At 44.4% G+C, this 26945-nt stretch carries 32 protein-coding genes; 9 read left to right on the plus strand and 23 right to left on the minus strand.

Going from position 1 to position 26945, the window contains the following annotated elements; all coding sequences use genetic code 11:
• Window positions 1-320: 320 nt before the first annotated feature.
• From C6Y45_RS14545 to dhaK, 6 genes are all read right to left on the minus strand, one after another.
• Entirely contained in the window at window positions 321-590 is a 270-nt protein-coding gene (locus C6Y45_RS14545; protein WP_107585961.1) for a NifU N-terminal domain-containing protein, read from the minus strand.
• Window positions 591-659: 69 nt separating this feature from the next.
• Entirely contained in the window at window positions 660-1160 is a 501-nt protein-coding gene (locus C6Y45_RS14550; protein ID WP_107585962.1) for a BsuPI-related putative proteinase inhibitor, read from the minus strand.
• 48 nt (window positions 1161-1208) lie between these two features.
• Entirely contained in the window at window positions 1209-1796 is a 588-nt protein-coding gene (locus tag C6Y45_RS14555) for a glycerol-3-phosphate responsive antiterminator (protein ID WP_107585963.1), read from the minus strand.
• A gap of 21 nt (window positions 1797-1817) precedes the next feature.
• Window positions 1818-2216, minus strand: a complete 399-nt coding sequence (gene dhaM, locus C6Y45_RS14560; RefSeq protein ID WP_107585964.1) for a dihydroxyacetone kinase phosphoryl donor subunit DhaM — start codon at window positions 2214-2216, stop codon at window positions 1818-1820.
• A gap of 1 nt (window position 2217) precedes the next feature.
• A complete protein-coding gene (gene dhaL, locus C6Y45_RS14565) occupies window positions 2218-2835 on the minus strand; it encodes a dihydroxyacetone kinase subunit DhaL (protein WP_107585965.1) in 618 nt (205 codons plus the stop codon).
• Between the two features lie 13 nt (window positions 2836-2848).
• Window positions 2849-3847, minus strand: coding sequence for a dihydroxyacetone kinase subunit DhaK (gene dhaK / locus C6Y45_RS14570; protein WP_107585966.1), 999 nt, complete (start codon window positions 3845-3847; stop codon window positions 2849-2851).
• Between the two features lie 182 nt (window positions 3848-4029).
• Here dhaK and C6Y45_RS14575 point away from each other — a divergent pair, with 182 nt between their 5' ends.
• Window positions 4030-4914, plus strand: coding sequence for a DnaD domain protein (locus tag C6Y45_RS14575; RefSeq protein ID WP_107585967.1), 885 nt, complete (start codon window positions 4030-4032; stop codon window positions 4912-4914).
• On the opposite strand, the gene C6Y45_RS14580 is transcribed toward C6Y45_RS14575, so the two are convergent.
• From C6Y45_RS14580 to C6Y45_RS14640, 13 genes are all read right to left on the minus strand, one after another.
• Window positions 4896-5771: an SMP-30/gluconolactonase/LRE family protein gene (locus C6Y45_RS14580; RefSeq protein ID WP_107585968.1), complete on the minus strand. Its 876-nt coding sequence runs from the start codon at window positions 5769-5771 to the stop codon at window positions 4896-4898. The genes C6Y45_RS14575 and C6Y45_RS14580 overlap by 19 nt on opposite strands.
• A 131-nt stretch (window positions 5772-5902) precedes the next feature.
• Window positions 5903-6235 carry a hypothetical protein gene (locus C6Y45_RS14585; RefSeq protein ID WP_218017820.1) on the minus strand — a complete coding sequence of 111 codons (333 nt, stop codon included), beginning with the start codon at window positions 6233-6235 and terminating at the stop codon, window positions 5903-5905.
• 95 nt (window positions 6236-6330) lie between these two features.
• Window positions 6331-6474 carry a lmo0937 family membrane protein gene (locus C6Y45_RS14590; RefSeq protein ID WP_107585970.1) on the minus strand — a complete coding sequence of 48 codons (144 nt, stop codon included), beginning with the start codon at window positions 6472-6474 and terminating at the stop codon, window positions 6331-6333.
• A 674-nt stretch (window positions 6475-7148) separates the two neighbouring features.
• Complete coding sequence (locus C6Y45_RS14595; protein WP_107585971.1) at window positions 7149-7529, minus strand: rhodanese-like domain-containing protein; 381 nt, start codon at window positions 7527-7529, stop codon at window positions 7149-7151.
• Window positions 7530-7564: 35 nt separating this feature from the next.
• Window positions 7565-9175 carry a glutathione ABC transporter substrate-binding protein gene (locus tag C6Y45_RS14600; RefSeq protein WP_107585972.1) on the minus strand — a complete coding sequence of 537 codons (1611 nt, stop codon included), beginning with the start codon at window positions 9173-9175 and terminating at the stop codon, window positions 7565-7567.
• 122 nt (window positions 9176-9297) lie between these two features.
• Entirely contained in the window at window positions 9298-9504 is a 207-nt protein-coding gene (locus tag C6Y45_RS14605; RefSeq protein WP_107585973.1) for a helix-turn-helix transcriptional regulator, read from the minus strand.
• Window positions 9505-9798 carry a hypothetical protein gene (locus C6Y45_RS14610; protein ID WP_107585974.1) on the minus strand — a complete coding sequence of 98 codons (294 nt, stop codon included), beginning with the start codon at window positions 9796-9798 and terminating at the stop codon, window positions 9505-9507. It lies immediately after the preceding gene.
• A gap of 599 nt (window positions 9799-10397) precedes the next feature.
• Window positions 10398-10847, minus strand: coding sequence for a DUF1579 family protein (locus C6Y45_RS14615; RefSeq protein ID WP_160058424.1), 450 nt, complete (start codon window positions 10845-10847; stop codon window positions 10398-10400).
• Window positions 10848-10989: 142 nt separating this feature from the next.
• Complete coding sequence (locus C6Y45_RS14620; protein WP_107585976.1) at window positions 10990-11520, minus strand: hypothetical protein; 531 nt, start codon at window positions 11518-11520, stop codon at window positions 10990-10992.
• 7 nt (window positions 11521-11527) lie between these two features.
• Window positions 11528-11959 (minus strand): hypothetical protein, encoded by a 432-nt coding sequence (locus tag C6Y45_RS14625; RefSeq protein ID WP_107585977.1) that lies wholly within the window; start codon window positions 11957-11959, stop codon window positions 11528-11530.
• A 23-nt stretch (window positions 11960-11982) separates the two neighbouring features.
• Window positions 11983-12660 carry a LolA-like protein gene (locus C6Y45_RS14630; protein ID WP_107585978.1) on the minus strand — a complete coding sequence of 226 codons (678 nt, stop codon included), beginning with the start codon at window positions 12658-12660 and terminating at the stop codon, window positions 11983-11985.
• A 133-nt stretch (window positions 12661-12793) separates the two neighbouring features.
• On the minus strand, window positions 12794-13465 hold the full coding sequence (locus C6Y45_RS14635) for a peptide arginase family protein (protein ID WP_107585979.1): 672 nt from the start codon (window positions 13463-13465) through the stop codon (window positions 12794-12796).
• A 26-nt stretch (window positions 13466-13491) separates the two neighbouring features.
• Window positions 13492-13986 carry a GNAT family N-acetyltransferase gene (locus tag C6Y45_RS14640; RefSeq protein ID WP_107585980.1) on the minus strand — a complete coding sequence of 165 codons (495 nt, stop codon included), beginning with the start codon at window positions 13984-13986 and terminating at the stop codon, window positions 13492-13494.
• A gap of 389 nt (window positions 13987-14375) precedes the next feature.
• Here C6Y45_RS14640 and C6Y45_RS14645 point away from each other — a divergent pair, with 389 nt between their 5' ends.
• The 4 genes from C6Y45_RS14645 to C6Y45_RS14660 all read left to right on the plus strand — a co-directional run bounded on the left by C6Y45_RS14645 (window position 14376) and on the right by C6Y45_RS14660 (window position 16572).
• Window positions 14376-15428, plus strand: coding sequence for a homocysteine S-methyltransferase family protein (locus tag C6Y45_RS14645; RefSeq protein ID WP_107585981.1), 1053 nt, complete (start codon window positions 14376-14378; stop codon window positions 15426-15428).
• Window positions 15429-15630: 202 nt separating this feature from the next.
• Window positions 15631-15876, plus strand: a complete 246-nt coding sequence (locus C6Y45_RS14650) for a hypothetical protein (protein WP_107585982.1) — start codon at window positions 15631-15633, stop codon at window positions 15874-15876.
• Window positions 15877-15904: 28 nt separating this feature from the next.
• Complete coding sequence (locus C6Y45_RS14655; protein WP_107585983.1) at window positions 15905-16378, plus strand: hypothetical protein; 474 nt, start codon at window positions 15905-15907, stop codon at window positions 16376-16378.
• A gap of 14 nt (window positions 16379-16392) precedes the next feature.
• Complete coding sequence (locus tag C6Y45_RS14660) at window positions 16393-16572, plus strand: hypothetical protein (RefSeq protein WP_107585984.1); 180 nt, start codon at window positions 16393-16395, stop codon at window positions 16570-16572.
• A gap of 283 nt (window positions 16573-16855) precedes the next feature.
• Here the strand turns inward: C6Y45_RS14660 and C6Y45_RS14665 are convergent, their stop codons facing one another.
• The gene (locus C6Y45_RS14665; RefSeq protein WP_107585985.1) at window positions 16856-17110 is read right to left on the minus strand and encodes a hypothetical protein; all 255 of its coding nucleotides are present in this window, start codon (window positions 17108-17110) and stop codon (window positions 16856-16858) included.
• A 347-nt stretch (window positions 17111-17457) separates the two neighbouring features.
• Window positions 17458-20658 (minus strand): WG repeat-containing protein, encoded by a 3201-nt coding sequence (locus tag C6Y45_RS14670; RefSeq protein WP_107585986.1) that lies wholly within the window; start codon window positions 20656-20658, stop codon window positions 17458-17460.
• A 200-nt stretch (window positions 20659-20858) separates the two neighbouring features.
• Here C6Y45_RS14670 and C6Y45_RS14675 point away from each other — a divergent pair, with 200 nt between their 5' ends.
• From C6Y45_RS14675 to C6Y45_RS14690, 4 genes are read left to right on the plus strand one after another with little or no spacing between them, the layout of a single operon-like run.
• Window positions 20859-22364, plus strand: a complete 1506-nt coding sequence (locus C6Y45_RS14675; RefSeq protein ID WP_107585987.1) for an Hsp70 family protein — start codon at window positions 20859-20861, stop codon at window positions 22362-22364.
• Between the two features lie 20 nt (window positions 22365-22384).
• Complete coding sequence (locus C6Y45_RS14680; protein WP_107585988.1) at window positions 22385-23974, plus strand: Hsp70 family protein; 1590 nt, start codon at window positions 22385-22387, stop codon at window positions 23972-23974.
• A gap of 10 nt (window positions 23975-23984) precedes the next feature.
• The gene (grpE, locus tag C6Y45_RS14685) at window positions 23985-24902 is read left to right on the plus strand and encodes a nucleotide exchange factor GrpE (protein WP_107585989.1); all 918 of its coding nucleotides are present in this window, start codon (window positions 23985-23987) and stop codon (window positions 24900-24902) included.
• Window positions 24892-26367 carry an Hsp70 family protein gene (locus C6Y45_RS14690; protein ID WP_107585990.1) on the plus strand — a complete coding sequence of 492 codons (1476 nt, stop codon included), beginning with the start codon at window positions 24892-24894 and terminating at the stop codon, window positions 26365-26367. Before grpE ends, C6Y45_RS14690 begins: the two co-directional genes overlap by 11 nt.
• Window positions 26368-26480: 113 nt before the next feature.
• On the opposite strand, the gene C6Y45_RS18125 is transcribed toward C6Y45_RS14690, so the two are convergent.
• Together C6Y45_RS18125 and C6Y45_RS17865 are read right to left on the minus strand one after the other, a co-directional pair.
• Window positions 26481-26606 carry a hypothetical protein gene (locus tag C6Y45_RS18125; RefSeq protein WP_281260622.1) on the minus strand — a complete coding sequence of 42 codons (126 nt, stop codon included), beginning with the start codon at window positions 26604-26606 and terminating at the stop codon, window positions 26481-26483.
• A gap of 157 nt (window positions 26607-26763) precedes the next feature.
• A partial coding sequence (locus C6Y45_RS17865; RefSeq protein WP_218017821.1) for a hypothetical protein occupies window positions 26764-26945 on the minus strand: 182 nt, incomplete at its 5' end.

A 26945-nucleotide genomic window follows, 5' to 3' on the forward strand; every position in this document is an offset into this window, starting at 1 on the left:
TTCTATCAGGGCGCAGGCCGGCTGATGGCACGAAGGCCTGCAGGAGTAGGAAAAAAAGGCGGAGCGAGGGAAAAAAGTTGATAGACTTTTGTCTACTTTATTGACAGAACCACAAATAGTTCCAACCTGCCTCCGGAATTCTACCAACTTCCCCCGTTTTTCTACCAACTGCCGGGAATACTACCAGAGGACCACGGATTTCTACCAACTTTCCGAATAATTCTACCAACTTTTAAAACCACCGATGACCTTTCGCAGAATCCCCCCCGCTTGGATTACATTAAAAAACCTCTATGACGGTTGTCATAGAGGCTTCGTTACTATTCGTATACTTTTTCGAAAGCTTCCTGAACTTTTGGAAGCAGGGCGTCCCACTCCGCGTCCGGCTTTTTGTTGACCGTGACGAAGTCCTGGAATCCGAAAATGTTGTCTACGCCGTCGAGCGTAAGAAGTTCTTTTGCCAGCGCGTGATCCGTTTCATCCGCATTTTTAAAAGAAGCACTTCCAGAGCCTTCAAACAGCACCTGGTCTGCTGTGAATTTCATTGCGTTCGGGTTTGGCGTTGCATCCGCCTGTACGTTAATTGCCATTGTAACATCCTCCTTTTCAGCATATACCGCTATTTTAGCACGCCGCCTCGGGAATTGAAAAGCTGGGCGCTATTCTACGCTGACTGTTTCCTGCAGGAGGCTTCTGTCGGCTTCGTCATCATCGATTTCGGAGACGGTGATTTCGGCGGTGACTTCATACGGTCCTTCTCCTTCCGCTTCCCATTCTACTTCGTAGGAAAGGGATTCGCCGCTTTCGAGTTCTTCCTCTTCAATAGCCTGGGTAAACATCATACCTTCCGCGTAGTCGAACTGCTTGTTACCCTCGGCGTCATGAATAACAACGTTGTATCTCTGGCCGGATCGGAACGTAAGCTGCTTTCTTTCCGCCGTCTCGTTGACGAGTTCCAGCCGCACCGTGAGCAGTCCGTCTTCCAGAGATGCTTCTGTATGGTAGGCAAGCTCTTCCTCCATCGTTTCCTCCTTCTCTTCTTGATCGTTTACATTATTTCCGCTTTCGTTATTTGTTTCATTGTTTTTTTCTGTCTGCTCGTTATCAGCTGTGCCGCAGGCGGTTAGAAGTACACAGACAGCAATTATCAGGATGCGCATCGGCGTCTCCCCCCTTTTCCATTACAGACGCTGATACGCCCTTTTCCGTTACAGGAAAGGCGGCCCCGCGGAGCGGCACGTTTCCGCTTCTTCCAGAAGATGCAGCGACGAGGTGGTGATCAGATGCGCCCCTGCTTTTTTTGCGGCTTCTGCTTCTGCCATCGTGCGGATAAGTCCGCCGGCCATTATTTCTTTCCCGCTTTTTTCTTTTACGAGCCGGAGTATATCCGGCATGAGCCCCGGCTTCACCTGAACGCAGTCGGGGCGGCTTTTTTCGATCAGATGCAGGCTGTAGTCGAGACTTTCTTCATCGAAAATAAAACAGCACTGTACCGTCCAGAGTCCATGTTTTTTGGCTGCGGAAATCACCCGCGGATTCGCGGAGATGATGCCGGACGGCCGGACGTATTCTGTAAGAAAGCTGACGGATTCTTCCGTTTCCGACAGCCCTTTGATCATATCGAGGTGGACGAGCAGCTGCAGCTCCGGACGGCGCCGGCAGATCTTCCGGATTTTCAGCAGCTCATTAATAGAAGAGCCGGACAGGATAATGAATGCCGCTCCGGTGGAGGCAGCGTTCAAAAAGTCGCCGGCATGACGGACAGCTGGGATAATTTCCTGCGGTTGCAGAGGCATCGTTTCCCACCCTTTCTTTTATCAGCTCCGGTCTATTTTTTTCATTTCGTATGCCTTTTCCGCTGCTTCTGCTGTTTTTTCTACACTGCTTCCAAATCCTGCCTCCACGACCGCAGCCAGACCGCCTTCGATCATTGGGGCATCGGCAATCCGCACGTTCTGCTTCCCGCCGGCAAGCTCGAGGGCTAGTTCCGCGTTCAGCAGGGCGCTGCCGAGATCAAATAAAATAACCGTCCCTTTTTCTGTGTACACTTCTTCAACCGCGCGGGCAATGACTTCGGCATTTGTACCGATCCCGCCGTCTTCTTCCCCACCCGCTGCAGCGATGGTGACTTCCGGCTGCATTTCACCGAGCAGTTTTTTTAAGCCGTCGGCAATCTCTTTACTGTGGGAGACGAGAACGAGACTCACTTTATCCATGTTAGTTCTCCTTCTGCGCCGCATCCGCGAGCGCTTCAAAAAACAGACGGGAAGAAAACGCACCGGGATCAGTGTGACCGACGGAACGGGCACCGAGATAGGCAGCCCGTCCTTTTTTGGCGTGCATGTCCACCGTGCTTTTCACGGCCTGCTGCGCTGTTGTTTTCAACGCTTCCCAGTCGATCGTTTCTTCTCCGCGGAATGTACTGACAACAGGGTCCCATACGTCATACATTGTTTTTTCTCCGGTTTCCGCTCTGCCGCGCTGCTGGACCGCCTTTTTCCCGGCGTCGAGACAGGCGAGCAGGTCCTGATCGGTCAGTTCCGCTTTATCTCCTGCTTCAGCTGCAATTTTCATGAGGGCGGACCCGTACAATGGACCGGACGCGCCGCCGATCTTGCTGATGAAAACCATCGCGGCGGCCTTTAACAAAGCCCCCGGTGTTTCAAACGTTTTTTCCTGGAGCATTTTGTCCATCTCCTGGACGCCACGTGCCATGTTAATGCCGTGGTCTCCGTCACCGATTGCCTGGTCGAGTGTCGTCAGTTCATCTTTATTTTCAAGAATCAGCTCTTTAAAGTTTTCCATCCAGCTCTTTGCGGTTCCGGTCGTAATCATTGGCTGCCTCCTTTTATCCGCGTTTCCAGGACACCGTGTCGGACGGGGCGTCGAGCAGTTTTTTCAACGTGTCGTCAAGCTTCAGCATGGTGAAGGAAACTCCCGCCATTTCAAGGGAGGTCATCCACTCCCCGACGACAGCTTCCTCCACGCGGATGTCCTTATCCTTCAGCAGACGGTCAATCGCGTGATGAAAGACGTACAGTTCCATGAGCGGTGTCGAGCCGAGTCCGTTAATAATGACGGCTGCTTCGTCCCCTGCCTGCATGTTCATCTCCTGAAATACTTTATGAAATAAAATTTCTGCCGTTTCGGCGGCCGGTTTAATATCGGTCCGCTCCACGCCCGGTTCGCCGTGGATGCCCGTGCCGATTTCCATTTCCTTTTCCCCGAGAGTGAAGCCGGGTTTACCTGCTGCAGGGACCGTACACGGACTGAGCGACATGCCCATCGATTTAACATTTTTAATGACCGACTCTGCCACGGCGTGCACGTCGTCGAGTGCCGCTCCTTCCGCCGCCTTTGCTCCGGCAATTTTGTGGACGAGCACCGTGCCGGCAATGCCCCTTCTTCCGCTCGTAAACGAACTGTCCTCGACCGCCACGTCATCATTTACAACGACCTGGCGTACCTGGATGCCTTCCGCTTCCGCGAGTTCCGCGGCCATTTCAAAGTTCATCACGTCCCCGGTATAGTTTTTAATCACGAGAAGCACACCTTTGCCGCCGTTGACGGCTTTGATCGCTTCAAATACCTGATCGGGCGTCGGAGAGGTAAATACTTCTCCTGCAACGGCCCCGTCAAGCATTCCCGGACCGACATAGCCTGCATGTGCCGGTTCGTGACCGCTTCCGCCGCCGCTGACGATGCCGACTTTCCCTGTAACCGGGGCGTCCTTCCTGACAAGTACCGTCGTCCCCTCCAGCCGTCTGAGCCTGTTCGGGTGTGCTGCCGTCATGCCATCCAGCATCTCATCCACAATGTTGTCGACGTGGTTAATCAGTTTTTTCATTGTTTGTTCCTCCTCACAGGATTTTTACTGCCGAAGTTTCCATACCTCGCTTAATTCGACGCGCCTCGGTGCATTTCCTTTTCTTTAACCAGCTTTACAAAACTTTTACAATGCGTCTCCTCCGATTTTTAATTTTTCGTGTACGTAAAGGATGGAACGATAAAAATTAGGAGTGATGACGGATGAAACGTGTCGTATTAAAAGAGGAACTGGCTGCAGTGACAGGTGATTACAAACTGGCGATGGTATTGAATCAGATGATGTACTGGGCGCTTCGGACGAAGTCGGCGTCCGCCTTTAAACAAGAAATTGTGCAGGGGGAGGACATAACGTACGGCTGGATTTATAAAAGCAGCGAGGAGCTGGCGGAAGAAATGATGATGAACGTGTCTGCCTGCTCGATGCGCACGTACTTAAAGAAGCTCGTGGAAAAGGGGTTTCTTGCGGAAAGAAGCAACCCGGTTCAGAAATGGGATAAGACAAAGCAGTACCGGGTGCTCTGGCGGGCGGTGGAAAAAGCGGCTGAGGATGCCGGTTTTAAACTGGAGGAATCGTGGACAAGCTGGAAAACTTCCGGACCGGACGGGCCTTCTTTTTCTCCGAACGAAAAAATTCCGGCTTCGATGCCGGAAAATACAGAAGCAGTACCAGAGACTAAAACAGAAATTACGCCGGAAACAAATTCCATTCTTCCTGCAGCATACGAAAAGCTGTTTGGGAAACCGGGGGCTTCTGTTTTGAAAAAGCTGGACGACTGGAGGAATTCCACCTTTTTTGAAAACGGGGAAGCAGTCACCCTGTACGCGCTGGAAAAAGCTGCTTTATACAATGCCCGCTCGTTTGCCTATGTGGAAAAGATGCTCCGCTCCTGGGTGGACAAAGGGGCACGGACACTTGAATCGGTGAAAGAATCTGCGGAAAGGAAAATTACTGCGGCCATGCCGAAATCCATCGGGAAAAACACCCCGTATCAGGAAGAAGAGCGGCTTCTGGCACAGGCAGAAGCCGCTCACTGGCGGGAGGTTCTCCACAAAAAACGGGAGAAAAATTATTCGCGGAACCGGTAGGCCGGAGCTCCCTTCACTTTCATTTTCACGCGGAAAATTCCACCGGCATGCGGCTGGTCTTCCAGTTCGTCATCCGGGATGCCTTCTCTTGCTGTCGTAATAAACAGCTCGTCGCGGTTTTCGCCGCCGAACGCACAGGACGTCACCTGTTTGGCAGGAATCGGAATGTTCTGGAGCTCTTCGCCGGTTTCCGGATCGTAGCAGGACACGCCCCAGCCCCCGAAAAAGGCGACCCAGAGGTTTCCATCCTCATCGATTGTCATGCCATCCGGGTTTTCGGCGTCTTCTTCCACCTGAACAGCTGTTCTTTCGTTGGACAAATTCCCGGTTTCCGGATCGTAGTCGTAGGCGCGGATTTTTTTGGTCGGCGTATCGATATGGTACATAACGGACTTTTTCGTATCCCAGGCAAGCCCGTTGGCCACGGTGCACCCTGTCAAAACGGTTTCGACTCTCCGTCCCGGGTCGAGCCGGTACAGCGAAGCATCTCCTTCGTCGCCTTCAAGTACCATCGTGCCGGCCCAGAAGCGGCCTTCCGGATCACATTTGCCGTCGTTGAACCGGTTGCCCTGAAGGTGCGGCTCCGGGTCGTGCAGCAGCGTCAGTTTTTCCGTGTCCGGTTCAAACAAATAAAATCCGTCCCGGAGGGCAAGGATCAGGCCGCCGTCTTCTCTTACAGCCGCTGCCCCGGCGTGCTGGCCGACGTCATAGCTTTTATTTTCACCAGTGGCAGGATCGAACACGTTCACTTTATAGCCGTTGATATCGACCCAGATTAGTTTATTCTGCCGGTCATCCCACGCCGGTCCTTCTGCCAGTGCGGCTTTTGCATCGAGTATGAGCTCTGCTTCTGCCATATGAAACACTCCTTTATTTGTAGTATGCTTTCGCATTTCCAGCTTTCAAAGATTCGTTCATTAAGTATGAAAAATACGCCAAAGAAAAAGTGCCCCGGAAGCGGGAACTTCCGGGACACCCTGCGGCCGCATTATCCGCGGCTGTCACTCTCCGTGTCGCTCGTATCTTCCGGAGACTGGCCTTCTTCTTCTTTGCCTTTCAGGTTTTCGTTGTAGTAGTTTACAGCGAAAGTGGAGCCTTCATCCACCATCGAGTTATCCTGTACGTCAAGCGGGTCGGAATGACCTACCTTTTCGTAAAAGTCAGGCTGGGTGTCTTCTTTTGTTTCGCCTTTGATTTCTGCCTGAGCACGCTTAATATAATCGTTCACCCGTTTACGGTTGTCGTCTTTTCCTAAGAAATAACCTGCCGCTCCGATTGCTGAAGCTGCGAGTGTTGATACGATCCATTTGCTTCCTGCCATAATAACTGTGAGCATCTGCCTTTCAGATGGCCCACATTCACCACCTTTCTTTATTTTTATTCCTTATTTTCTTAAATTACCGCTTAACCGCAGCGTCAGGCCCGCCGTCCAAGAATCAGGTTGACGATAGCTACAATTAATGCGATGACAAGCAGCGTGTGAATCAGCCCGCCGCCAAAATCGAAGCTGAAACCTAAAAGCCACAGGACGAGGATAATCGCTACGATTGTCCAGATCATTAAGTTCACTCCTTTGTTTAAGTAGTGGATTCATTTCTGCGTGTTGATCTAGGATGGGTGGAATTTCGTTATAAATCACTATTGCCCTTTTTATTTGAACTTAAACATGAGGAATGGATTGTTTTTGAAAGGATGTGGGATCGTTTTTTTGAGGAAAGACAGCGGATAAAAGTGGTTCTGCACGCGTGTATTGTTGTCCTTTATGGTGAAAATTTTCTCTTCAGGGTATTGCTTCTGGATAAACGGACGCGCGTGGAGGTCGGATGGGAGCTTCGGGGAGGGATTCTACCAGTCTCTTTCGTTTTTCTATTAACTTTCTGCGGAAATAGTTCCAACCTCCCCCCGGATTGCTGCCAACTTCTGCGGGATTTCTACCAACCGGGAACAATTCTCCCAAGTCACCGTGTTTTTTTACAAGTTTCCCGCGTTTTTCTACCAACCTCTTAAGACGCAGTGAGTTTTCTGCAGAAGAAATCTGCTTCTGCATTCTGCTTTGTTCTGATCAGGGCGGTTCCCAGACTGAGGACGGGGATTTCTACCAAGCTTTACTGTATTTCTACCAACTTTCTGCGGAATAGTTCCAACCTCCCTGCCGATTTTCTACCAACTTTCTTTCGACTCAATAAAAAAAGCCTGTCAGGCGTTATCCTGACAGGCTTTCAGCTAATGTTTTCTTATGAGCGTTTCCAGTTTTTCAGTTCATCGACGGAAGTAAGCTGGACTTCGTCGCCTTCTTTTTTATCGCCGTCCCATTCGAGCATACCGCCTTCGAAGTTTACAGCGCCGGTATACCCGTGCGCTTTAAGAAACTCAGAGACACGCTGGGAACGGTTGCCGCTCCGGCAGATGAAGACGTACTCTTTTTCCTGGTCGAAACCTTCCGCAAGGTCCGGGATCGTGCTCATCGGCACGAGCGGCACACCGGGAATGTGTCCTGCTTCATATTCCTCCGGCTCCCGGACATCAATGACAATCTGTCCGCTGTTTTCATCTTTAAGAATATCTTTCAGCTGCTCTTTATCCACCTGTTTCACGCCGCTTACTTCTTTCGTCATATGAAACACCTCTTTTTTAAATTCTGCTGAAGGGATCAGCGGTTAATTTCCACATCGCGCAGGAAGTAGAAGCTGGACGGGTACTGCCAGAATCCTTCCACATCCTCGCTTAATCCGGTAATCAGATCCGGGTAGTAAATATAAGCCAGTGGGGACTCTTCGGCCAGCTTGTTCTGCACTTCTTCGTAAAGCTCCAGGCGCTCCTCTTCTGAAGATGCCATCCGGGCTTCTTCAAGTAGTTCATCCACTTCTTCGTTGTCAAAGAAAGAACGGTTGCCAGCCACCCCTTTGTTTTCCGAATGGAACATCGGGTAGAGGCCGTAATCGGCATCGAGCGTCACAGTGCCCCAGCTGCCGACGAACAATTCGGAATTGCCATCGGCCACATAATCGAGGTACGTTCCGCGTTCCACCATTTCAATAGAAACGTCAATTCCAACCTGGGAAAGCTGCGCCTGCAGAAGCTGGGAAAGGTCTTCGTTTTCCCGCTCATCATCTGTCAAAATCGTCGTTTCAAAACCGTCTTCATATCCTGCTTCCGCGAGCATTTCCTGGGCTTCCTCAATGTCCTGCTCCACCGGTTCTACATTGTCGGAGTAACCGAACACGTCCGGTGCAATCGGTGAATCCGCCCGTTCTCCGGCGCCTTCCAGTACGCCTTCAATTAAGTCTTCCTTGTTGATGACTTTATGGATCGCCTGGCGGACGAGCGGATCGTCGAACGGCTCCTCTTCCGTATTAAATCCGAGGTAGGCCATCCGGGTGCTGCTCGTTTCTTCAATTGTCACGCCGTCGGCTTCCTCCAGCCGCTCCATGTCTCCCGGATTGACCGGATACACGATATCCAGTGTCCCGGTTTCCAGTTCACCGATACGTGTCAGACTTTCCGGTACAACGCGGAAGCTGACGCCTTCCACTTTCGCGTTTTCCTCGTGCCAGTAGTCGTCATTTCGTGCAAGCGTCACGTGGTTGCCAGGTTCATAGTCTTCAAACATAAAGTAGCCGGTACCCGCCGGGTTCTGGTTGGCTGCTTCAAACGGATCCTCCCCGTTTTCAAGCGCCTCGTAGGATTCCTCAATAATGGCCGGGCTCACCATACTGCCCCCGGAATGTGCCAGATGGGACGGCAGCGGTGCAAACGGATAGTCTGTTTCCAGATGAACCGTATAGTCATCGACAACGGTAACTTCTTCAATCATATCAAAAATGAAGGCGATCGGGGAACCGATATCCGGATCGAGAATACGGTCGAAGTTCTGTTTGATAACTTCCGCATTCAGCTCTTCGCCATCATGAAACTCCACGCCTTCTCTGACAGTCACTTCCCACACCGTATCTTCAATCTGCTCGAGCTCTTCGGCCAGGCCGTTTTCCATTTCCAAGTCTTCGTTCATATAGACGAGCCGGTCGTAGATCGAAGAATTGATCGAGTTCGATACGTTTTCGTTCGCTCCGTGCGGGTCGAGTGACACCGGGTCGGAGGCGATACCGAACTGCAGGTACTCATCTCCGCCTACCCGCTCATCTTCCGCTGCTTCTTCTGTATTATTTGTATTGTTGTTTTCCTCTGCTGCATTATTTTCCGGATCGCCGGCACACGCTGCCAGCAGCACTGCTCCGGAAATCATCCCCACTGCTTTTTTCATCTTATTCCCCGCCCCTTCATTTGTTTAAACCGAGTTACCTGATAGGTTTTATATATTACATACTATTATAGAAAGGGGGAATTCGTATGTCAATCATCTGAAACAGACTGTTACGTGATGCTTTATTTCTTTTTCTTAGAACTGCTGGTGAAAAGTTTGTCCACTGTGGTGTCCAGTTCGGAAGCTATATCGAAAGCTAACTGCAGCGTCGGGTCATACTTGTCGTTTTCAATCGCATTGATTGTCTGCCGGGATACGTTACAGCGTTTGGCCAGCTCCGCCTGGGACAACTTCGCTGAACTTCTGATTTCTTTAATACTGTTTTTCATTTAACCACCATGCTTTTTTCCGTGCACGAGCAGAGTGCCGAGGTAGATAATTGAAATGACGGTTAGGAATGTCAATGGCGAGATCGCAGGACCCGCCCCTCCCAGAATGGCAGCAATCAGCGACTGCCCCACATAAAGAATCAGCGTTCCCACTACAACGATAAAAGCATAAGACTGTGCTTTCATCTTAATAAATTGTTTTCTTTCATCCCCCTTTGAAGGTAGATGGGCAATTAAGATCCATCCCCCGGCTATGAGCAATAAAATTGAATAAACGATTTTCACCCAATCCATATGTACCGCCTCCTCACGAATAAGTGTCAAAAGTATTTGACACTTATTAGTATAGCGTCGCCTTTGGATATGTCAAATACTTTTGACATATCCAGTGAAAGAACTGTCGATTACCTTGAAAATAAAAATAAATGGCAGCTTACGTTTCCATGGAGAGGCTTTCCGAGCGGGCCGGCCTCAGCTAATGCTCTCCTCCTTTTGTCGGTCAGAATGGATCTTTGGCTCGACCTTCATCGCTCCGGATTCCCTCCATGTCCACTACAGCTTACGGTATGAAAAACAGAGCAGGCTCAAACGATAGAGGCTTTTTGGGTGAAATTATTTTTTATCAGATATAACTTAGTTTCACCAAATGTGCTTAAGAACCTGAAGCTGTAACAGAGCTTTCATAAAAAGCCTGTTTCCAAAAAGATGGAGAACAGGGCTTCAGTTTCTATTTTTTTGTTCGCGGGGCTCGTGCCGCCGGGTATTCCGTCAAATAGTTCAATTGCATTTATATCTGCGGCAGAATATCCCGCAAAAGAATTTCCGGTGAGCCAGTCAAATCAGCCTTTTCGGGAACTATATTCTATATGATGTGTTGAATACATCGGAACTGTTTAGTCGGAAGTTTTCCTAAAGGTTAGAAGGAAATCGTGTTCCCAGTTGTCTTTATCGGCTGATTTTTCCCATACCCCTTCAATGAGATCCAGTGTATCATTGAATTCTCCTTTGAAACGCTGGTGAAAACCAGGGTTATTCCGCCACTGTTTCCATACGTTTTTATCTAAAGTCATGTTATAGAGGCGGTCGATGCCCCTCGAGTCAAAATAATGCATTTTAAACAGAGCTATATCTGCATCAAATCCGATAATAATCAGACTTTCCGGCGCGCCCGGATCTTTCAGCTTTGTTTTTTGAATGAGAAAATGCCCGCCTTTCATCCATTCGAATGCTGTTTCTCCGTGAATTTTTTCTGTCCCGGGATGAGGAAAGACGATTTCGATGTCCCAGATTCCTTCAAGAATTTCCAGCCGTTCCATCGCTGAACCCGAATCAAGTGAATTCATAAGGCTTTCCTCCATTCTTTGTATAACAAACCAATTTTCACCTGATTATATCCGTGATAAGTAGGTTTTACGGCATACCTATCCACTCCTGTTTAATGTAAAGCAGTTTTTGTTCGAAAACCCGTCTGAAAATAATGGAACTCTATTCATGCTCGTGCGGACGGCTCCCGGTCAGATCTTCGAGAAGCTGCGCTCCTTCTTCTGAACCGGCCGCAGGTACTGCTGTTTCCACCGGCTCCCCGGTTTCAGGGTGATGATGCTGGACAACGGCCTCCGTGAATGATTCATCGATAATCACAGTGAACGGCCGGACGGCTTCCCCATCGCGGACGACGGCGTGGATCCGCTGCTGATGAAACTCTCCTCGGACTCCGGTGCCGCCGGTGAGTGACGTTCCGTCCCAAAAAACGTCGATCTCCACCTGGTCAGTAGCGAAAAAAACGTGCCGCAGCTCTCCGCGTCCACGCAGAAAAGCAGGAAGAGCCTCCAAATGAAGCGAGAGGTGCTCTGGTGAATAAATGCCTGTAATTGTCATTTCTTCTTCGAAAGTATCGTCCACGGCAAACATGACGGCATTTCCTTCAATATGTATTTCTTCTGCCGGCTCCCGGACCATCAGCCAGACGAGCACTCCGATTGCTAGAAGTACTACTGCTCCTGTCAGTACGCGCATCTCATTCTCACCTTTCTTCTACGCTGAACGTTTTGTCCACAGGGATTTCCCTGCTTTCCCCGTCTTCATCTGTAAACCGGGCTTCTGCTTCTATCGTGTAACTGCCCTCGGCCAGTTCTTCCCGGGTGATTTCGTTTATATTGATTTCTTCTGTGATCGATTCTCCGGAAGCGAGTTCTGCGTTTTGAGACAACGTATCAATCATCGTTCCTTCGTCCACATCGTTATCATCGGAAGTCAGGTGGAAAAGAAACAGGTCTGATCCGTAGGAAATTTCCGTGTTTTCGCCGTCCCCCATATACGTGAGCTCCGCCGTAACAGTCTGATCGTCTTTTAACAGAGACACTTCAAAATACGCTTCCTGGACGAGCGCTTCATCCGCTGGGGTGTTCCCGCACGCGGTAAGCGGCAGGAGAATGACAACCAGATATATTTTCATTTACGTCCCTCCCGCCGGATTGGCTATCTTCTGATAATCTCCATCTCTTCCGGGACCACTTCTTCAAGCTCAAACATTTCTTCCTCGAAGTCCGGGTCGAGATCAAATTCGAGTACTTCCTCTGTTACGTGCGGAAGAGTTCCTTCCGAACCGTCTTTTTTCACTACATAGTATGTTTCAGTGTCAAACCAGTAATCGGTCAGTCCGTCGGTCTCTTCGGTCGACGTAATATGATAGGCTTCGCGGCCGTTTACTTCCTCGGTGCCTTCGAGTTCAAACTCCCTGTTTTCATGCATATTTTCCAGTTTGTCCTGCTGGGTCACAGCTTCTCCGTAGTCCTGACTAGTGACGACCGCCGTTTCCCCGCCTTCGGTGAATGACACGATGCTCTCTCCTCCTTCCACACTTATATCATAGGCGGTTGGTTCGTCATTCACACTCCGTTCCATCCGCTCCAAAATGTGGCCGTCCTCCTGTGGAAACACCCAGCGGGACGTTTCGCGTATTTCGGTTTCTTCTTCCCCCTCGCTTTCGATTCTCGTTTCCACGAAATAATCGTCTCTTTCTTCCAGAAGTGTAATCGCGTTCTCCAGCACTTCCTCTGCCGATTCAGACTCTTCAGCCGCTTCGTTTGTCCCGCCGCATCCGCTGATGACTGTAAGAGCAGCCGCTGCCCCTATGGTTGCTTTTGTCTTTTTCATAAAATGAATGCCTCCTGGAGTATGTCTACCCGTCTTTTTCCCTCTTTTATGGAAATTAGTCCTCTTCATTCTGGAGAAGAAAAAAGAAAAAGCTGTCTCCAACGGCTCGTTGAGACAGCCTTCGCGTCACGAATTACCACTCTTCACACGGCTCATCCTCCAGTTCAAATACTTCGAGAAACAGATCGAGCAGCTCCTGGGCCGCTTCATCTCCCCCGCAGTGTTCCGGGGAAACAGCCACGGTGATTAAATCCCACCAGCCGTTGTCGTACGCTTCTTTAAATTGATGCAGGTGGAATTTAATAAACGCGTCGCTGTAGCGGAAGGGGTTTTTGTCATACGTCCCGAACATGGCGTGATGGGCATGAACGTTAAAAAAGTCCAAGTCGAGATCGAGTATTAAACTCCGGTCTTCTTTAAAGAACGCCCCGCTGTACTCATTTTTAAACTGATTGTAGGTGTACGAATGAAAGACCTCCTTCGGCGGCTTTTCGTAATCGCCGATCATATACACGTCTTTTATCGTGCCGGTCTGCTCCGCTGCTTTAATAAACTCAAATATCTGCAGCTTTTCCCCAACCTGTGTCACTTCGTCCTCGGTTTCAAAGGAGGGGAGCTTGTAAAGCGTTTCAAAATAATCCGGATGAAAATCGACGTGAAGGAGTGCGGCCTCCGGCTTAATAATGCCTCTCATCCTCGCCTTTTCCCAGGCGGAAAACGCCCAGTTATGGTCTCTCATAATGACGATGTTGTGCGCCGGATAGTTTATTTTCCAGGCGGCATCCATGTTTTTTACTTTTTTCATCCGATCCCGCCTTCCATTGCTCCAGTTTAATTACTTTTTGGCTGCTTTATTTCCAGTGATAAGCTCATGACGTACTGTTCTCCGGCCGGTCCCATTTTTCTTCTCCCTGTGTCATGAAAACCTGCTTTCTCATACAGACGCTGCGCAGCCGTATTTCTCCGGTTCACTGTCAGCACAATTTCATTTCGTCCGGGAAAGGTTTCAGCCGCAAATGTTTTCAGCTGCTCCATCGCTTTTCCGGCGTATCCTTTTCCCTGCTCCTGCCGGTTGATGGAGAGTGCCTTTAAGAGAAGAGCACGCGGGTTGTCTGTACAGCTGTAGATGAAGTCCGAAGTGTACAGTAATAAGAATCCGACCGGTTTTCCGTTTTTCCGGATGACAATCCGGTGCTGTCCTTCTTCTTCCCGCTCGTATTTCTGCGGAAGAGAGGTAAACTGCAGCTGCTCTTCGGGAAGCTCGAACGTATTTAACGCTTCCATCTCTTCCTGCTTTACGTATCCTAATTCCAGATTTTTGTTCATTGGCGTTTCTTCCTTTCTTCGATACTCTAAGCTTAGCATACAGGCGGAGATCCATGTAAACGATGCCATGGCCTCTGATGATTAAAAAACAGCGGCGGGTGATTAATCCCTTCTGCTTTGCAGCTTATAATGATGAAACAACTGCTGTTAATGATTAAACTTTCCCTTAATGATTAATCGGCCGGCTTTACTGACAATAAACTCCAGTATAAAGTTTAATCCTCATCCTATAATGATTAATCGAGCTGCTATTTCTCATTGCGAAGAACTACTTCTCAGAAGCTTTTGAAAATTACCTTTACAAATGTTCAGTTCTTCTGTTAAATTAGGAAAAATATTAAAAGCCTGTATTGGTTTTATGTGTTAATTTGTTAAAGGAGTGAAGCAGTTTGGTTAAAAGAAGTTTAAAGCAGCGCCTGGAAGACGGCACGGTCATAGTAGCAGAAGGGTATTTATTTGAAATGGAGCGCCGGGGCTATCTGCAGGCCGGAACGTTCGTGCCGGAAGTGGCTCTTGAAAATCCGGAAGTTTTAAAATCCGTTTACCGTGACTATATGCTTGCCGGATCGGACGTTGTCGTTGCATTTACGTACAATGCCCACCGCGAGAAAATGCGTATTATCGGCAAGGAGGACCTTCTTGAGCCGTTGAACCGCTCAGCAATCCGTCTCGCCAAAGAAGTAGCTGCCGAGCACCCGTCGGAGGAAGCACTCGTTGCCGGAAATATTTCCAATACGAATGTTTTTGATCCGGACAAGGAAGAATCCAAAGAGCAGGTGCGGGCGATGTTCCGGGAAATGATCGGCTGGTGCAAAGAAGAAGGCGTCGACTACATCGCCGGGGAGACGTTTTACTATCACGAAGAAGCGCTGATCGCGCTCGAAGAAATCAATAAAGCGGGCCTCCCGGCAGCCATCACGATGGGCTTAATGGGCGAAAACGTGCTCCGCGACGGCTACGAAGTGGAGGAATCGTGCCGCATCCTTGAAGAAAACGGCGCGCTTGTGACGGGCATGAACTGCTTCCGCGGACCGAAAACGATGCAGCCCTACCTGGAAAAAATCCGCAGCGAGGTTAACGGATACGTTGGAGCCCTTCCTATTCCGTACCGGACGAATGAAGAGCACCCGACGTTCTTTAACCTCCCGGACGGCGGCTGCAGCTGTACGCTCCCGACGGAAACAACGTTCCCGACAGCGCTCGATCCGCTGTATCATAACCGCTACGAAATTGCGGCATGGGCAAAAGAAGCGAAAGATGCCGGTGTGCGCTACATCGGACTCTGCTGCGGCGCTTCTCCCGTGATGATCCGCTCCGTTACCGAAGCGGTCGGCCGGGAAGCCGTAAACTCCAAATATTCACCGGATATGAGCAAGCACTTTTTGTTCGGTGAAGACGAAACGCTCCAGCAGCATAACCAGGACTACAGAGGAAAAGCGTAAAAAACCCAGCAAACTTAACAGCACCGCGGCACAATAACAGCCGCGGTGCTTTTTTATGTCCACGCCGGCTTAAACAGAATACATCGTACAAATAATGCAGAAAGTTTCGCTCCTATCAGCCCTCATGATAAAAGCTTCTATTTGGTAACGACAGGAAAAAATGCTACGATTTATGTACGGGTACGAGCCGGGAGGTGCACCAATGAAAGCAGCTAAACTAATCGTTATGATTTTAGGATTATCATATTGTGTCATCGGTATACTTTCTATAATAGCTCCAGCAGCTTTTGAGTTTTCGATTTATCCTTTGTACTTATTCATAGGTATTTATTTCATACTGGAATTTATAGATTCCACTAAAGAATCAAGCAGAAAATCCGACCTGATTTTAGGGGGAGGATTTTTACTCCTTGGCACAGCCGGGCTTTCGCTCTCTTTCCTTTTTTAACAAAATCGTTTTCTGGAGGGTATCCACTATGAAATCAGCGCTCCTGCTGACCGGTACTTTGCTGCTGACAGGCTGCTTCACTGATTACGAAGAAGAATATATGGCAGAGCACGACGACGTTTATTATGGAATTGAATATACGGTCGATGACCAGCTGGAGGCGAGGCTCGCCATCGATAACCAGTCGGAATATGATGTATTTGTCGGCACCGGTACACGCGATGATTTAGGCGGGATTGCCCTTTATCAGGAGGGCGAGCTTCTTATCGCAGAGCCGGAAGGGCCAGTAAACGACAATATGGAAAGACTTCGTGTGGACGCGGGAGAACGGGAAACAGGAGCATCGCTGAGTTATGATATCGAACCGGAAGAAACGTACGTCATTACAGGGAACCCACTGCTCACCTTAAGTATTATCGACGGCGATATGGAAAATCCCGAGCGGGTTATCGGCCCGCAGGACGGAGAAGAGATAGAAGTAGAAATCAGCCCGGCTGATTAAACAGGAGGTTTTTCATGGCCCAGCGATTAAGAAATGCACTGACCGCAGCAGCTGTCTTTGCGGTAACTTCTGTTCTATTCGGTTATTTTATCTATGGAGAGGTACGCTGGCAGACTGTGATCGGCCTGACTCTGGGCGGATTTCTCAGCTGGTATTTCATTATTCCACGTATGAATAAAAATAAGAAAGAATGATAATAGGCTGTTGCACTTTGCAACAAAGTCCCCTTTGCTTATAAGAAAGTAATTCATTTCCCATCGATTATTGATTTGATTTCTTCGGCAAAGGTTTTCACCGATTCATCTTCGGTGAAAATCTTGTAATTCACGAGCCCGCTGTTCATAAAATGCTCGACAAGATAGTCATTTAGGTCATAAACAGCTGGATTATTTGTAAGTTGTAAAAGTCTTTGATGTAAAATTCTTTTGGATGTTTCGATATGAGGGGAAGAAAGAAGCAGAAAAACCCGGACCGGGTCTAATGCTTTTTCACAATAATTGCTTCTTTCTCTTCTTCATACCCAGCATGACCAGCACCAAAATCATGAATGTGATGAGGAAAATCTTCCATTATCCGTTTCACAGCATATGCTTCAAAAGGCTTCCAATAGTGGTAGACACCGTTAAACCCTCGCTTTCTTCTTGTTTCCTCCTGACGAAATTCGCTGAATCCTATTTCTTCATAATAATCAAAACAAACATCGTCCATACATAAGTGCGGACGACCGAGCATTTCTACAAGGCCGGCGGAGACGGTACATTTTCTGCTGTATAAAGGGCAGGTCAGTCATAGAAGCCTCATAACTCAACTACAGCTTAAAATGGAACAATACAAATAGGTGATAAAATCTCCTTAATATTTACCATAATAATTAGGGCAGTTAAATCCTTGAACATTTGTATATTCATCTAAAACATTCACTCCTGAAATTAATTCTAAAACAAAGAAAAAGCAGCCCTCTTTATACAAGAGGGAGCTGCTTTTATTATGAGAATGCTAATTCTCTTCCGAAAACTCATAGAAAGAGAAGCTTTAGAAGTTCATCCTGCTTTTATAAACCACTAATAGCGGTTTATAATTCACTCGTTTGCTCCCTGGCTTTCTAGATAGAGTGAAAGTTCACTATCTTCAAAGTGGATTTGATCGTATGCAGTTTCCCCTTCGTAGTTTTTAAGATTTATGTCAGCTCCTGCTTCAATCAACAACTGTGCTTTCGCTAAACTATTCTCAGCACCCTCTTCAATATAATCATAATTATAATTATAATTATTAGCAGCTGTTATTAATGGGGTATTTCCATTCATGTCTCTAGCATTCAAATCCGCCCCCTCTTCAATTAGAGCTTTCAGAGTGTTTGTTGAATAATCGGTATCCACACCTAAATGTAACAATGTTTTTTCGTTGCTTTCATAATAGACAAAATTTATATCAGCTCCATTAGCAATTAATGTAGAAATGATAGAAGGATTATCTTCTCTTACAGCAGTTTCTAATGCGGAGCGCCCGTTCTCATAAATAATGTTGGGATCAGCTCCATTTTCTAATAAATAATCAACCGCATCATTATTATTATTTTCTGTTGCAGCAGTAAGTGCGGTTTTTTCTCCGTGATCAAAATTATGTTCGTTGGATAGAAAAGCATTAATCTCTGCCCCCATTTCCAGTGCATTTTCAATTAATGAAATGTCTCCAGCTACAGCAGCTTGATATAGCATTACGTTAGCTTCATCTTCACTAACACTTTCCTCTGCTTCAAACTCAAATGTATAATCTTCTTCATATTCATCGTTTAAAGTGTTGTTTCCGTTAAATTGGTCTTCATTTAAATCATTTTGGTCGTTAAAATAACTACCGTTTCCATTGGAATCGTTATTAAAGTTTTCGCCATCAAGCCCATCTGTCTCTGAGTCGTTTCCTTCCGGGAATGTTTCTTCTCCTTCTGATTCATTTGACAGTTGAGTCAAGGTTCCATCTGACTTATCAAATTCCCACTCTATTGTCTGCTCCTGGTTATAAGTTGCATTGTTAAAAATTATTGTTTCGTAAATACCATTTCCTGTGTATTCCATGGATCCGGATAGGTACATTTCGTTTCCAATATCACCTTCGGAAAATTCAATAATAATAGGTGTGACTTCCTCTTCCTTTATATAATAAAAGCTCCCAATATTTATGTTGGAATTCTCGGGGTAAGTTACAGCTATTATACTGGTATTCGATGGATTGTCTCCAGGGACACTGTAGATCCATTCTGTGTTAGTACTGAACGTTAAATACTCCTCTTTAGTCGGAGAATCTAGTGCTAATTCAGATGTGAAGGATTCGGAAGCTGCGGCAATATTTAATCTGCCACTGGATTCAACTTCTCCCATTTCAGTATCTTCGGCATCTTCAGCGTCTGTAAAAATATACACTTCATGAGAAGCTCCTTCAGTATCTTGAGCCGAGAAAGAATATAAAGAATTGGCCTCGTAGTAATTAATTCTTTCAGCTACAGGATCATCAATAAGTGACGTAGACCAAATAAACTCATTTGTGGCATTGATATATCCTGCCTTTTCACTCTCTGTTTCTACATATGCAAGTCCTTCGACGAAAGGTTCTGCGTTGATATAGTCAGCTGCGATAACTAGAGAGTTATGAGTGTTGATATAACCATAGTTAGACGAGTCTCGAACTAAAGCCATCCCTCCAGAAAAAGAATGAGCCTCTTCATACTCTATAGGTATTTCGACGCTGCCAGTCTGGTCAATAAATCCAAATTGACTCCTATGCTCTACTAAAGCAAGGTTATCAGAAAAGTTTTCAACATCATCATATGCAGGATCAATTACAACTTCTCCGTTATCATCAGCAAATCCATACCTTCCATCTTGTTCAATAACAGTTAGACCTTCTTTAAATGACTCGGTACATTGAAAAATTTCACACTCAAATGCCGTATTTCCCTGCCTGTCAATAAATTGACTTCTGCCGTTTAATGTAACATTGGCTAATTCCTCGGAAAATGGAGCAGCTTGATCGTAAACAGCTTCGATAATCAGCTCACCTTCTCTATTCATATAACCATATTTTCCGTCTACCTCAACGGAAAGAAGGTTTTCTGAAAAATGACTGTCGTCATCCACAGAAATAGCTTCCAAAACTATTTCACCGTCACTATTAATAAAGTTAACCTCCTCTCCCTCTTCCACTTTTGCAAGCCCTTCTGAAAATGAATAGGCACTATCAAAGTTTGGTTCTATCACCCATGCTCCCCGGGAGTCGATGTACCCCCAGCTCTCTCCATTTGACACAGCAGCAAGACCTTCAGTGAAAGGTTTTGCTTCCTCAAATTCAGGAGTTACTTGAACTCTCCCATTCTCACTAACAAAACCATAAAGGTCTTCTTCTTCGATTAAGTACATGTAATCATAATCTTGATCATCTACGTACAAAGGTTCCTCAGGAACAGAATCTTCCACACTATCTACTTCATTGTTAATTGTTGAGGCAGATTCCAAAGGTGTTTCATCACCATTAAATAACAATGAAAATCCAGCAGCAACGAGCAATAAAACTGCTGCGCTGACCGTACCTAGAAAAAGTCGAGAACGAGTAAGGAAACCGGATTTCTTTTTGTTTGATCTTTTTCCTGTTTCGTCGTGCTCTTCTACTTCCTCAGGTGAATCCTCTGGTTTTTCTGTGAGTCCGGGTGATTCTTCTGATTGAGTCGTATGAATTGCCTCCTGCAGATCCTCAATAGAATGAATATTATTAGAATTAATAGGTTGTTCAAAAGTGTGATTTGAGAAATTAGTAATCAGGCTAATGAGTGGTTGAAGATCGGCTTTTATACCAGCATCTTTATCTTTAATCATTTCACCCGCACCAAATAACAACAGACCACCATCTTCAGTAAGCCACACATCATTCTCATGAGGATGCCCGTGAGCTATTTGTTTTTTATGAAGATGTCTTACCGCCTCCAATAATTGTTCAATATGATTGAAGGACATTTTATTTTTATTACTTAAAAGTGTCCCATTTTTGTAAGGAAACAGCGTAAAGGGATCCCCCTCCTCATCGGTACTAATGGTAGTAACAACAGGAAGGTATTTGAAATTGCTTACATTTAAATGATATTTTTCGTAATTTTCAAACCAGTCATCTGAACTTACTTTTTCCTCATTCAGAAGCGTTCTTTTAAAATATGTGTTTTTATCATCTGCCACTATAGAGAAATCCACTGTCCTGCTGGAATGAATTTTCTTGGTAACGGTTAATCTGTCGTAATTCATATTCCCCTGACCCCCGTCTGATTTTTTGTTGGTATTACAAAAAATGTCTTATTATAAATTACCTATATTATACCAAATAAATTTGAAATTTGTGTTAATAAATTATATTAATTACCAAAAATGATCGATATTTCATATTTTGAAGTGTATCATAGTAATTATCTGTATATTGAAAATAAATGTCATAGGAGGATATATATATGTCATATGCAATAGGTATAGATTTAGGGACAAGCAATTCTACAGCAGCAATTTACCGTAAAGGGAAAGTAGAAAGTATTCCTATAGACGGAAAAAAACTAATGCCTTCGGTTGTTTCAATAAAAGATTCGGGTGAAATACTGACTGGCCAAAAAGCAAAAGCTAGGCTTTACATTGACCCTGAAAATAGTGTGTCCTCTTCAAAAAGAAACATTGGAAATCCAGGGGTATCCTACAACATTCAGGGGAACAAATTTACGCCGGTGGACATAGCAAAAGAAATTTTACTGAAGATAAAAAAAGAAGCAAGTAGTTATCTTGGTGAAGACATTAAAGAAGCAGTTATTACAATTCCAGCTTATTTCACTGAAGATCAGAGAAAAGCCACGAAGGTGGCAGGTGAGCAGGCTGGATTTAAAGTGCTCCGACTGCTTCCAGAACCGACTGCTGCAGCTATAGCATATGGAATGGATAAAGAAAAAGATCAAACTATAGCGGTTTATGATCTTGGAGGCGGAACTTTTGATGTGTCTATCCTCAAAGTAGAAGGCAATAATTTTCGAGTACTTGCGGTGGACGGAGATTCAGAATTAGGGGGCGATGATTTTGATGAAGCGATTTTTTTAGAAATATTAAGTCGTATCAAATTGACCTCTAAAATTGCTAACAGCCTTCAAGAAACCAGAGCAAGACAGCAATTAAAAGAAGCAGTCGAACAAGCAAAAGTGGAGTTGTCGGAAAGTGAAGTCGCTGATATTACGATACCCGATTTTATGGGAACCCATATCGACGAGGAGTTAGACCGTGATACATACAATCAATTGATTGCTTCTTTCATCAATCAAACGATTTATAAAACAGAAGATGCAATTAAACAAGCCGGGCTGACTGTACGCGATATCAGCAGAGTTATTTTGGTTGGAGGTTCTACGAGAAATACAATCGTTCGCGAGATAGTGGCAAAGCGAGTGAAACAACCTTTTATAGCAGACAATGTCGATGAGGTGGTAGCTCAGGGAGCAGCCATAATGGCAGCAAACCTCTTCAGCCCGGAAGATTCAGGTGTCCCAATTGAAATAAAGGATGTTCAGCCCCACACGTTAGGAGTAGGATTGATTTTTGAAAAATACGAAGTTATGCCGCTTATCAAAAAAAATAGTACTCTTCCTTGTGCTGCAGGAACTATTGGATCAAGCCTGGAAAAATTTCAACCATCAGTATTAATGAGCGTCTACCGGACAGAATATACTGAACCGAAAGAAAAAGATAAATTAGGACAACTTTTACTCCCGATAAATCCTCGTCCCCATCTTGTGAATATAGTGATTTTATTTGAACTAGATATTGATGGAGTGCTGAAATTATCCAGTTCAGAAGTTAACGATGCATCTCCCCTATATAAGGAATTTCTTAAAAATAATCAGCTGAATATAGAATTAGTAAAACGAATGGAAGAGCGCGGAGAATTAGAGTTTGAAGCAGTTGAAATTAACATCAATAAATAACAATTTAGGAGGAGTTATAAATGACTATCATAGAGAAAAACAGCCCTTACATTTTAGGAATTGATTTAGGTACTTCCAATTCAGCAGCAGCAGTCTATCGTCAGGGTAAAAGTGAAGTTATTAAAATGGGCAAGGAAAATACACTTCCTTCTGTAGTGAGCTTTCGTTCAGAAGAAGAAGTTCAAGTAGGTGAAAACGCTAAGAGAAAAATATTAATAGATCCTGAAAATACAGTTTCTTTCATAAAAAGAGAAATAGGTACAGAATGGAAAAAAGAGTTTTTCGAAAAAGAATATCGTGCAGAGGATATATCGGCGGAAATCCTTTCGAAAATGAAAGAATTGATAGAGTCCCAGGAACAGTTTGATATGCGCGGCACCCCCAATTTTGCAGTAATATGTATTCCAGCAAATTTTGATGATAATAAGAAAAAGGCAACAAGGGAAGCGGCGCAATTAGCCGGTCTGAATACTTTATATTTACTGGAGGAACCTGTTGCAGCTTCTATTGCTTATGCTTCAGAAATAAAAAGAGATCAAACGATCCTCGTATACGATTTAGGTGGCGGTACTTTCGATGTCTCTGTATTAAAAGTTGATACTGTAGATGATAACGAACCGGCAAAATTTTCTGTGTTATCGAAGGAAGGAAACCCTAACTTAGGTGGCTATGATATCGATAAACTTCTGATGAAATATATATGTGAAATTTTCCAAACGGAATCTGAAGTAAACCTTCTAGATTTAGAAGCCGATCAGGGAATTTCTGTAAGTGAACTTTTGAAGGCACAGGAATCAGTGAGAGAAGCAAGTGAGCAGGCTAAAAAAGATTTTTCAGAAGTAGACATAACTAACATTGAAATTCCCAACTTAATAAAAGATGAATTCGGAAAAATACACAGTATCGATATCGAACTGACAAAGGATGAATTTGAAGAATTAATCAAAGATATTATACAGGAAACGATGGATACGGTAAGTAAAGCGGTTGAAAATGCAGAATTGAGCAACCAGGATATTTCTCGAATTATTTTAGTAGGGGGCTCCACAAGAATTCCCCTAGTTAAAAAGGAAATTAAGAACTTCTTCAATAAAGAACCGTATTCCAATATTGATCCAGATATAGTAGTAGCTCAAGGAGCTGCAATTTACGGGGCAGGATTAGGGGTCCCTTCTGAAGAAACCGAAAATACTAACGAAGCCTTGGAGGAAGACCAGCCGGACTCTAAAATTATTATGGACAATATCGTTACCCACAACTTAGGTATTGAAGTTACTGCTGGTCGCTTTAACAGAATCATTGAAAAAGGAATTGAACTGAGCGAAGACCAGCCCATAGTTTCCAACGAAAAGCAGTTTAGTAATTCAGAACCAAACATGACTTCTATGAGAATCACAGTTTTTCAGACTTCAGAAGAGGTGCAGTACGTGACAGACGAACATTGTATATGTATTGGCGAGTTTTACTTAAGTGGAATACCTGAAGGAGAAAAAAATGAACATCGTATTTCTGTTAAGTTTGAAGTCAACCAACAGAACGAAGTAATAGTATCAGCACAGTTGCTCGGATCAGAAAGTATCTCTAATCAAATAACAATCCAGAGAAATTAGGAGACTGTTCATGATAAATATGAAAAAACTTATTGAAATATCAGAAGTGCAAAGAACTTACTCTATCAAAAGGAAACTGTTGGAAGAATGGAAGGTACAATTTGAGGAACTAGAAGTGGAAGCAGAAAAGTTATCTGCATTTTTCCAAAGAAATTATGAAAATAAAATGATACAAGATAACTTCCCTCCTGAATTACAAGAACTATTAGAAAACAGATTGGAGGGGATAAGATTATCCGCGAAAACTGCCACGCGTCTTAAAAGAAAATTAAATAACGAGAAACCACTAGAAGATCCGCCTAAGGGATTTATACCAATAAAAAAAACAAATAGTAATCCGATATTAGAGTTAGTTGAAAAAGATAATCAAAGTATATTTCTCAATTTTTTTGAAGAAGAAGTGGATGAAATTATTAAAGTAAATCGAGATCAAGTAGAACTATTACAAGTTGATATAGAAATGGCCGAAAAAAGATTTTTTCAATTTATTGAAAAGGCCTTAGCTCCAATTATGGATGGACTATACAATGGTAAACTACACGCTAAAGAACTTGTCATATACACGAATGACTCTTTTCCAGACTATAAGACAGAAGTAATAGAGTGGGTTTCAATATATGAAGAATTAATGGAGGAAGTAAACAAACTATTAAAGACATACTTTGTGGGACTCCTAATACCTGAAAAAGGAGATTATTTCGATGAATTGAAGCATGATCCTATAGCAGTTGTTGAGGATACTGAATACCATAATGAACAAATAAAAGAATTAGTAAGATATGGTTATTACTATAAAAAAACCATAAATAACCAAAAGAATTTCATAATACGTCCAGCTCAAGTGACAGTAGTAAAAAATTTATTAGAAAAACCAGCTGACAAAGAAAAGAGTGGTCATAGAGATGAGGGAGATATAAATGAGGTTTGATAACGAGAAAAAGCCTGTACTTGGTATCGACCTGGGTACTACCTATTCTGCGATATCGAGATGGACTGAAAAAGGTCCAAGGGTTTATCAAAACCCTCAACGAGAATATACGTGGGCTTCGGTTGTCTATTATGATGAGAGACAAGGATTTTTAGTCGGTAATTTAGCAGCGAAAAAAGCATTAATAAATCCTGAAAATGCTGTAATAGGTATAAAAAGAAAAATGGATGACGGAGAGCAGCCTTTATTAATCAATGGAAAAGAATATACCCCTATCGATATTTCGTCGATAATTATTAAGAGTGTTTATGAATATGCTGAGAAAACAACTCCTGGTTTTAACCCGAGCGGCCTTGTCGTAACTGTCCCTTATTATTTTACAGCTGTGCAGAACAACAATACCTCAGAAGCAGCGAGGGCAGCTGGTTTAAATGTTTTAGGAGTAATACAAGAACCGGTAGCTGCTGCTCTAGCTTATGGAATACACGAGGAAGAGAATTTAAGTGACGAGATAATTTTGGTTTTTGATCTAGGTGGAGGGACTTTTGATTTAACTATTTTTCGCCTTACGAACACTGCTGAAAAGCTTATGTTCGAAGTTCTTGCTACGGGAGGGGACGATCGTCTGGGAGGATTGGATTTCGACTATGAACTGAGTAAATTTATTAAAGAAAAGTCTGAACTAAACGTTCAAGGGTTGTCCAAAGAAGACGAAGTGAAAATGCATGCTAATCTTATGGAGGCTGCCAAGGAGACGAAGGAAACCCTCTCTTCTATTGATTATGATGAGATTATCAAACCAAATGTTCTTCCTGGGCAACATATAGAATTAGATATTTCAAAGTGGGATTTTGAAAGTTGTATTAATCATTTTTTTGTCAAAATGGATACTATTATAGACGATGTGCTTGAAAAAGCCTCCTTGTCAAAGAATGATATAAATCGTGTAATTAAAGTTGGTGGCTCGAGTCGTATCCCTAAAATTGATGAATTATTAAATGAAAAAATTGGCAGCGGGAAGGTTTTTGGGAATATCGATCCAGACTTATGCGTTGCCCAAGGTGCTTCAATTTACGCTGCTCACTTAGATGAAAGGCTGAATTGGAGTAAAGAAATTGAAATTAGAACAGCTACAGCTCATGCCCTGGGTGTCGGCCTTGGAGATGGGAAGTTCAGCGTTATGATTCAAAGTAATAGACGAACTCCGTGTGAAGCTTCAAGAATATTCACCACAAATGTCGATAACTGTAAAGAGCTGGATATTGATGTTTATCAAGGTTCTTCAAAACTAATTAAAAATAACAAGAAAATAGGTACTGTTAAAATATCAGGCCTTTTAGAACGTCCTAAAGGAGAACTTGATATCCAGGTAATCTTCAGGATCAATCAACAGCAGACTGTTTCTGTTACAGTGGTTCAAAAAGAAAGTAAAATTAGAAAAGTTGAAAGCGTGAGTTTATCATAATAACATATTCCTATGAAGAATAGAGGGATTCCTCTGTTCTTTTTTTATAATAATTTTATTTTAAATTAAGGAACTTATGTAATCTTTTTGATTCTCACAACAGTATAAAATTTTTAGACAAATGGATTACTGACTATTTTAACTCTGGATAAATCAAAGGGCCAGGCCTGAATCAGTGCCTCATTTCTCAGTAGTCCCCTCATTCCTTCACCAATTTTTTTACCTATAATTTCTATCATAATAAAAGCTTCCCTTAATTTTATAACTGATTCTCCCTGGTAGGTACGACAAATTCTAACCTGTGCTTGCTCCCCTTCCTATTATTGAAAGAAAGCTTCCAGGACGATCCAAGAAACCTCCACTAAAAACTTCTCACACTTAAAACGGTTTTATCTGCTAGTAAAGCGCAAATGTGGCAAATAAAACTATTTTCTTAAACATCTTCACTATTTGAATATTGCGACCAGATTGAGCCACTTGTGCGGAGTTTTGAGCCAGCATTTGCGGAACATAGAGCCACCTGATGCGGAAAGGGAGCCACCACCTCATCTGGTTAATAAGAAACCTCCCTGTATAAT

The sequence above is a fragment of the Alkalicoccus saliphilus genome (genome assembly GCF_003044065.1).
Classification (GTDB): domain Bacteria; phylum Bacillota; class Bacilli; order Bacillales; family Salisediminibacteriaceae; genus Alkalicoccus; species Alkalicoccus saliphilus.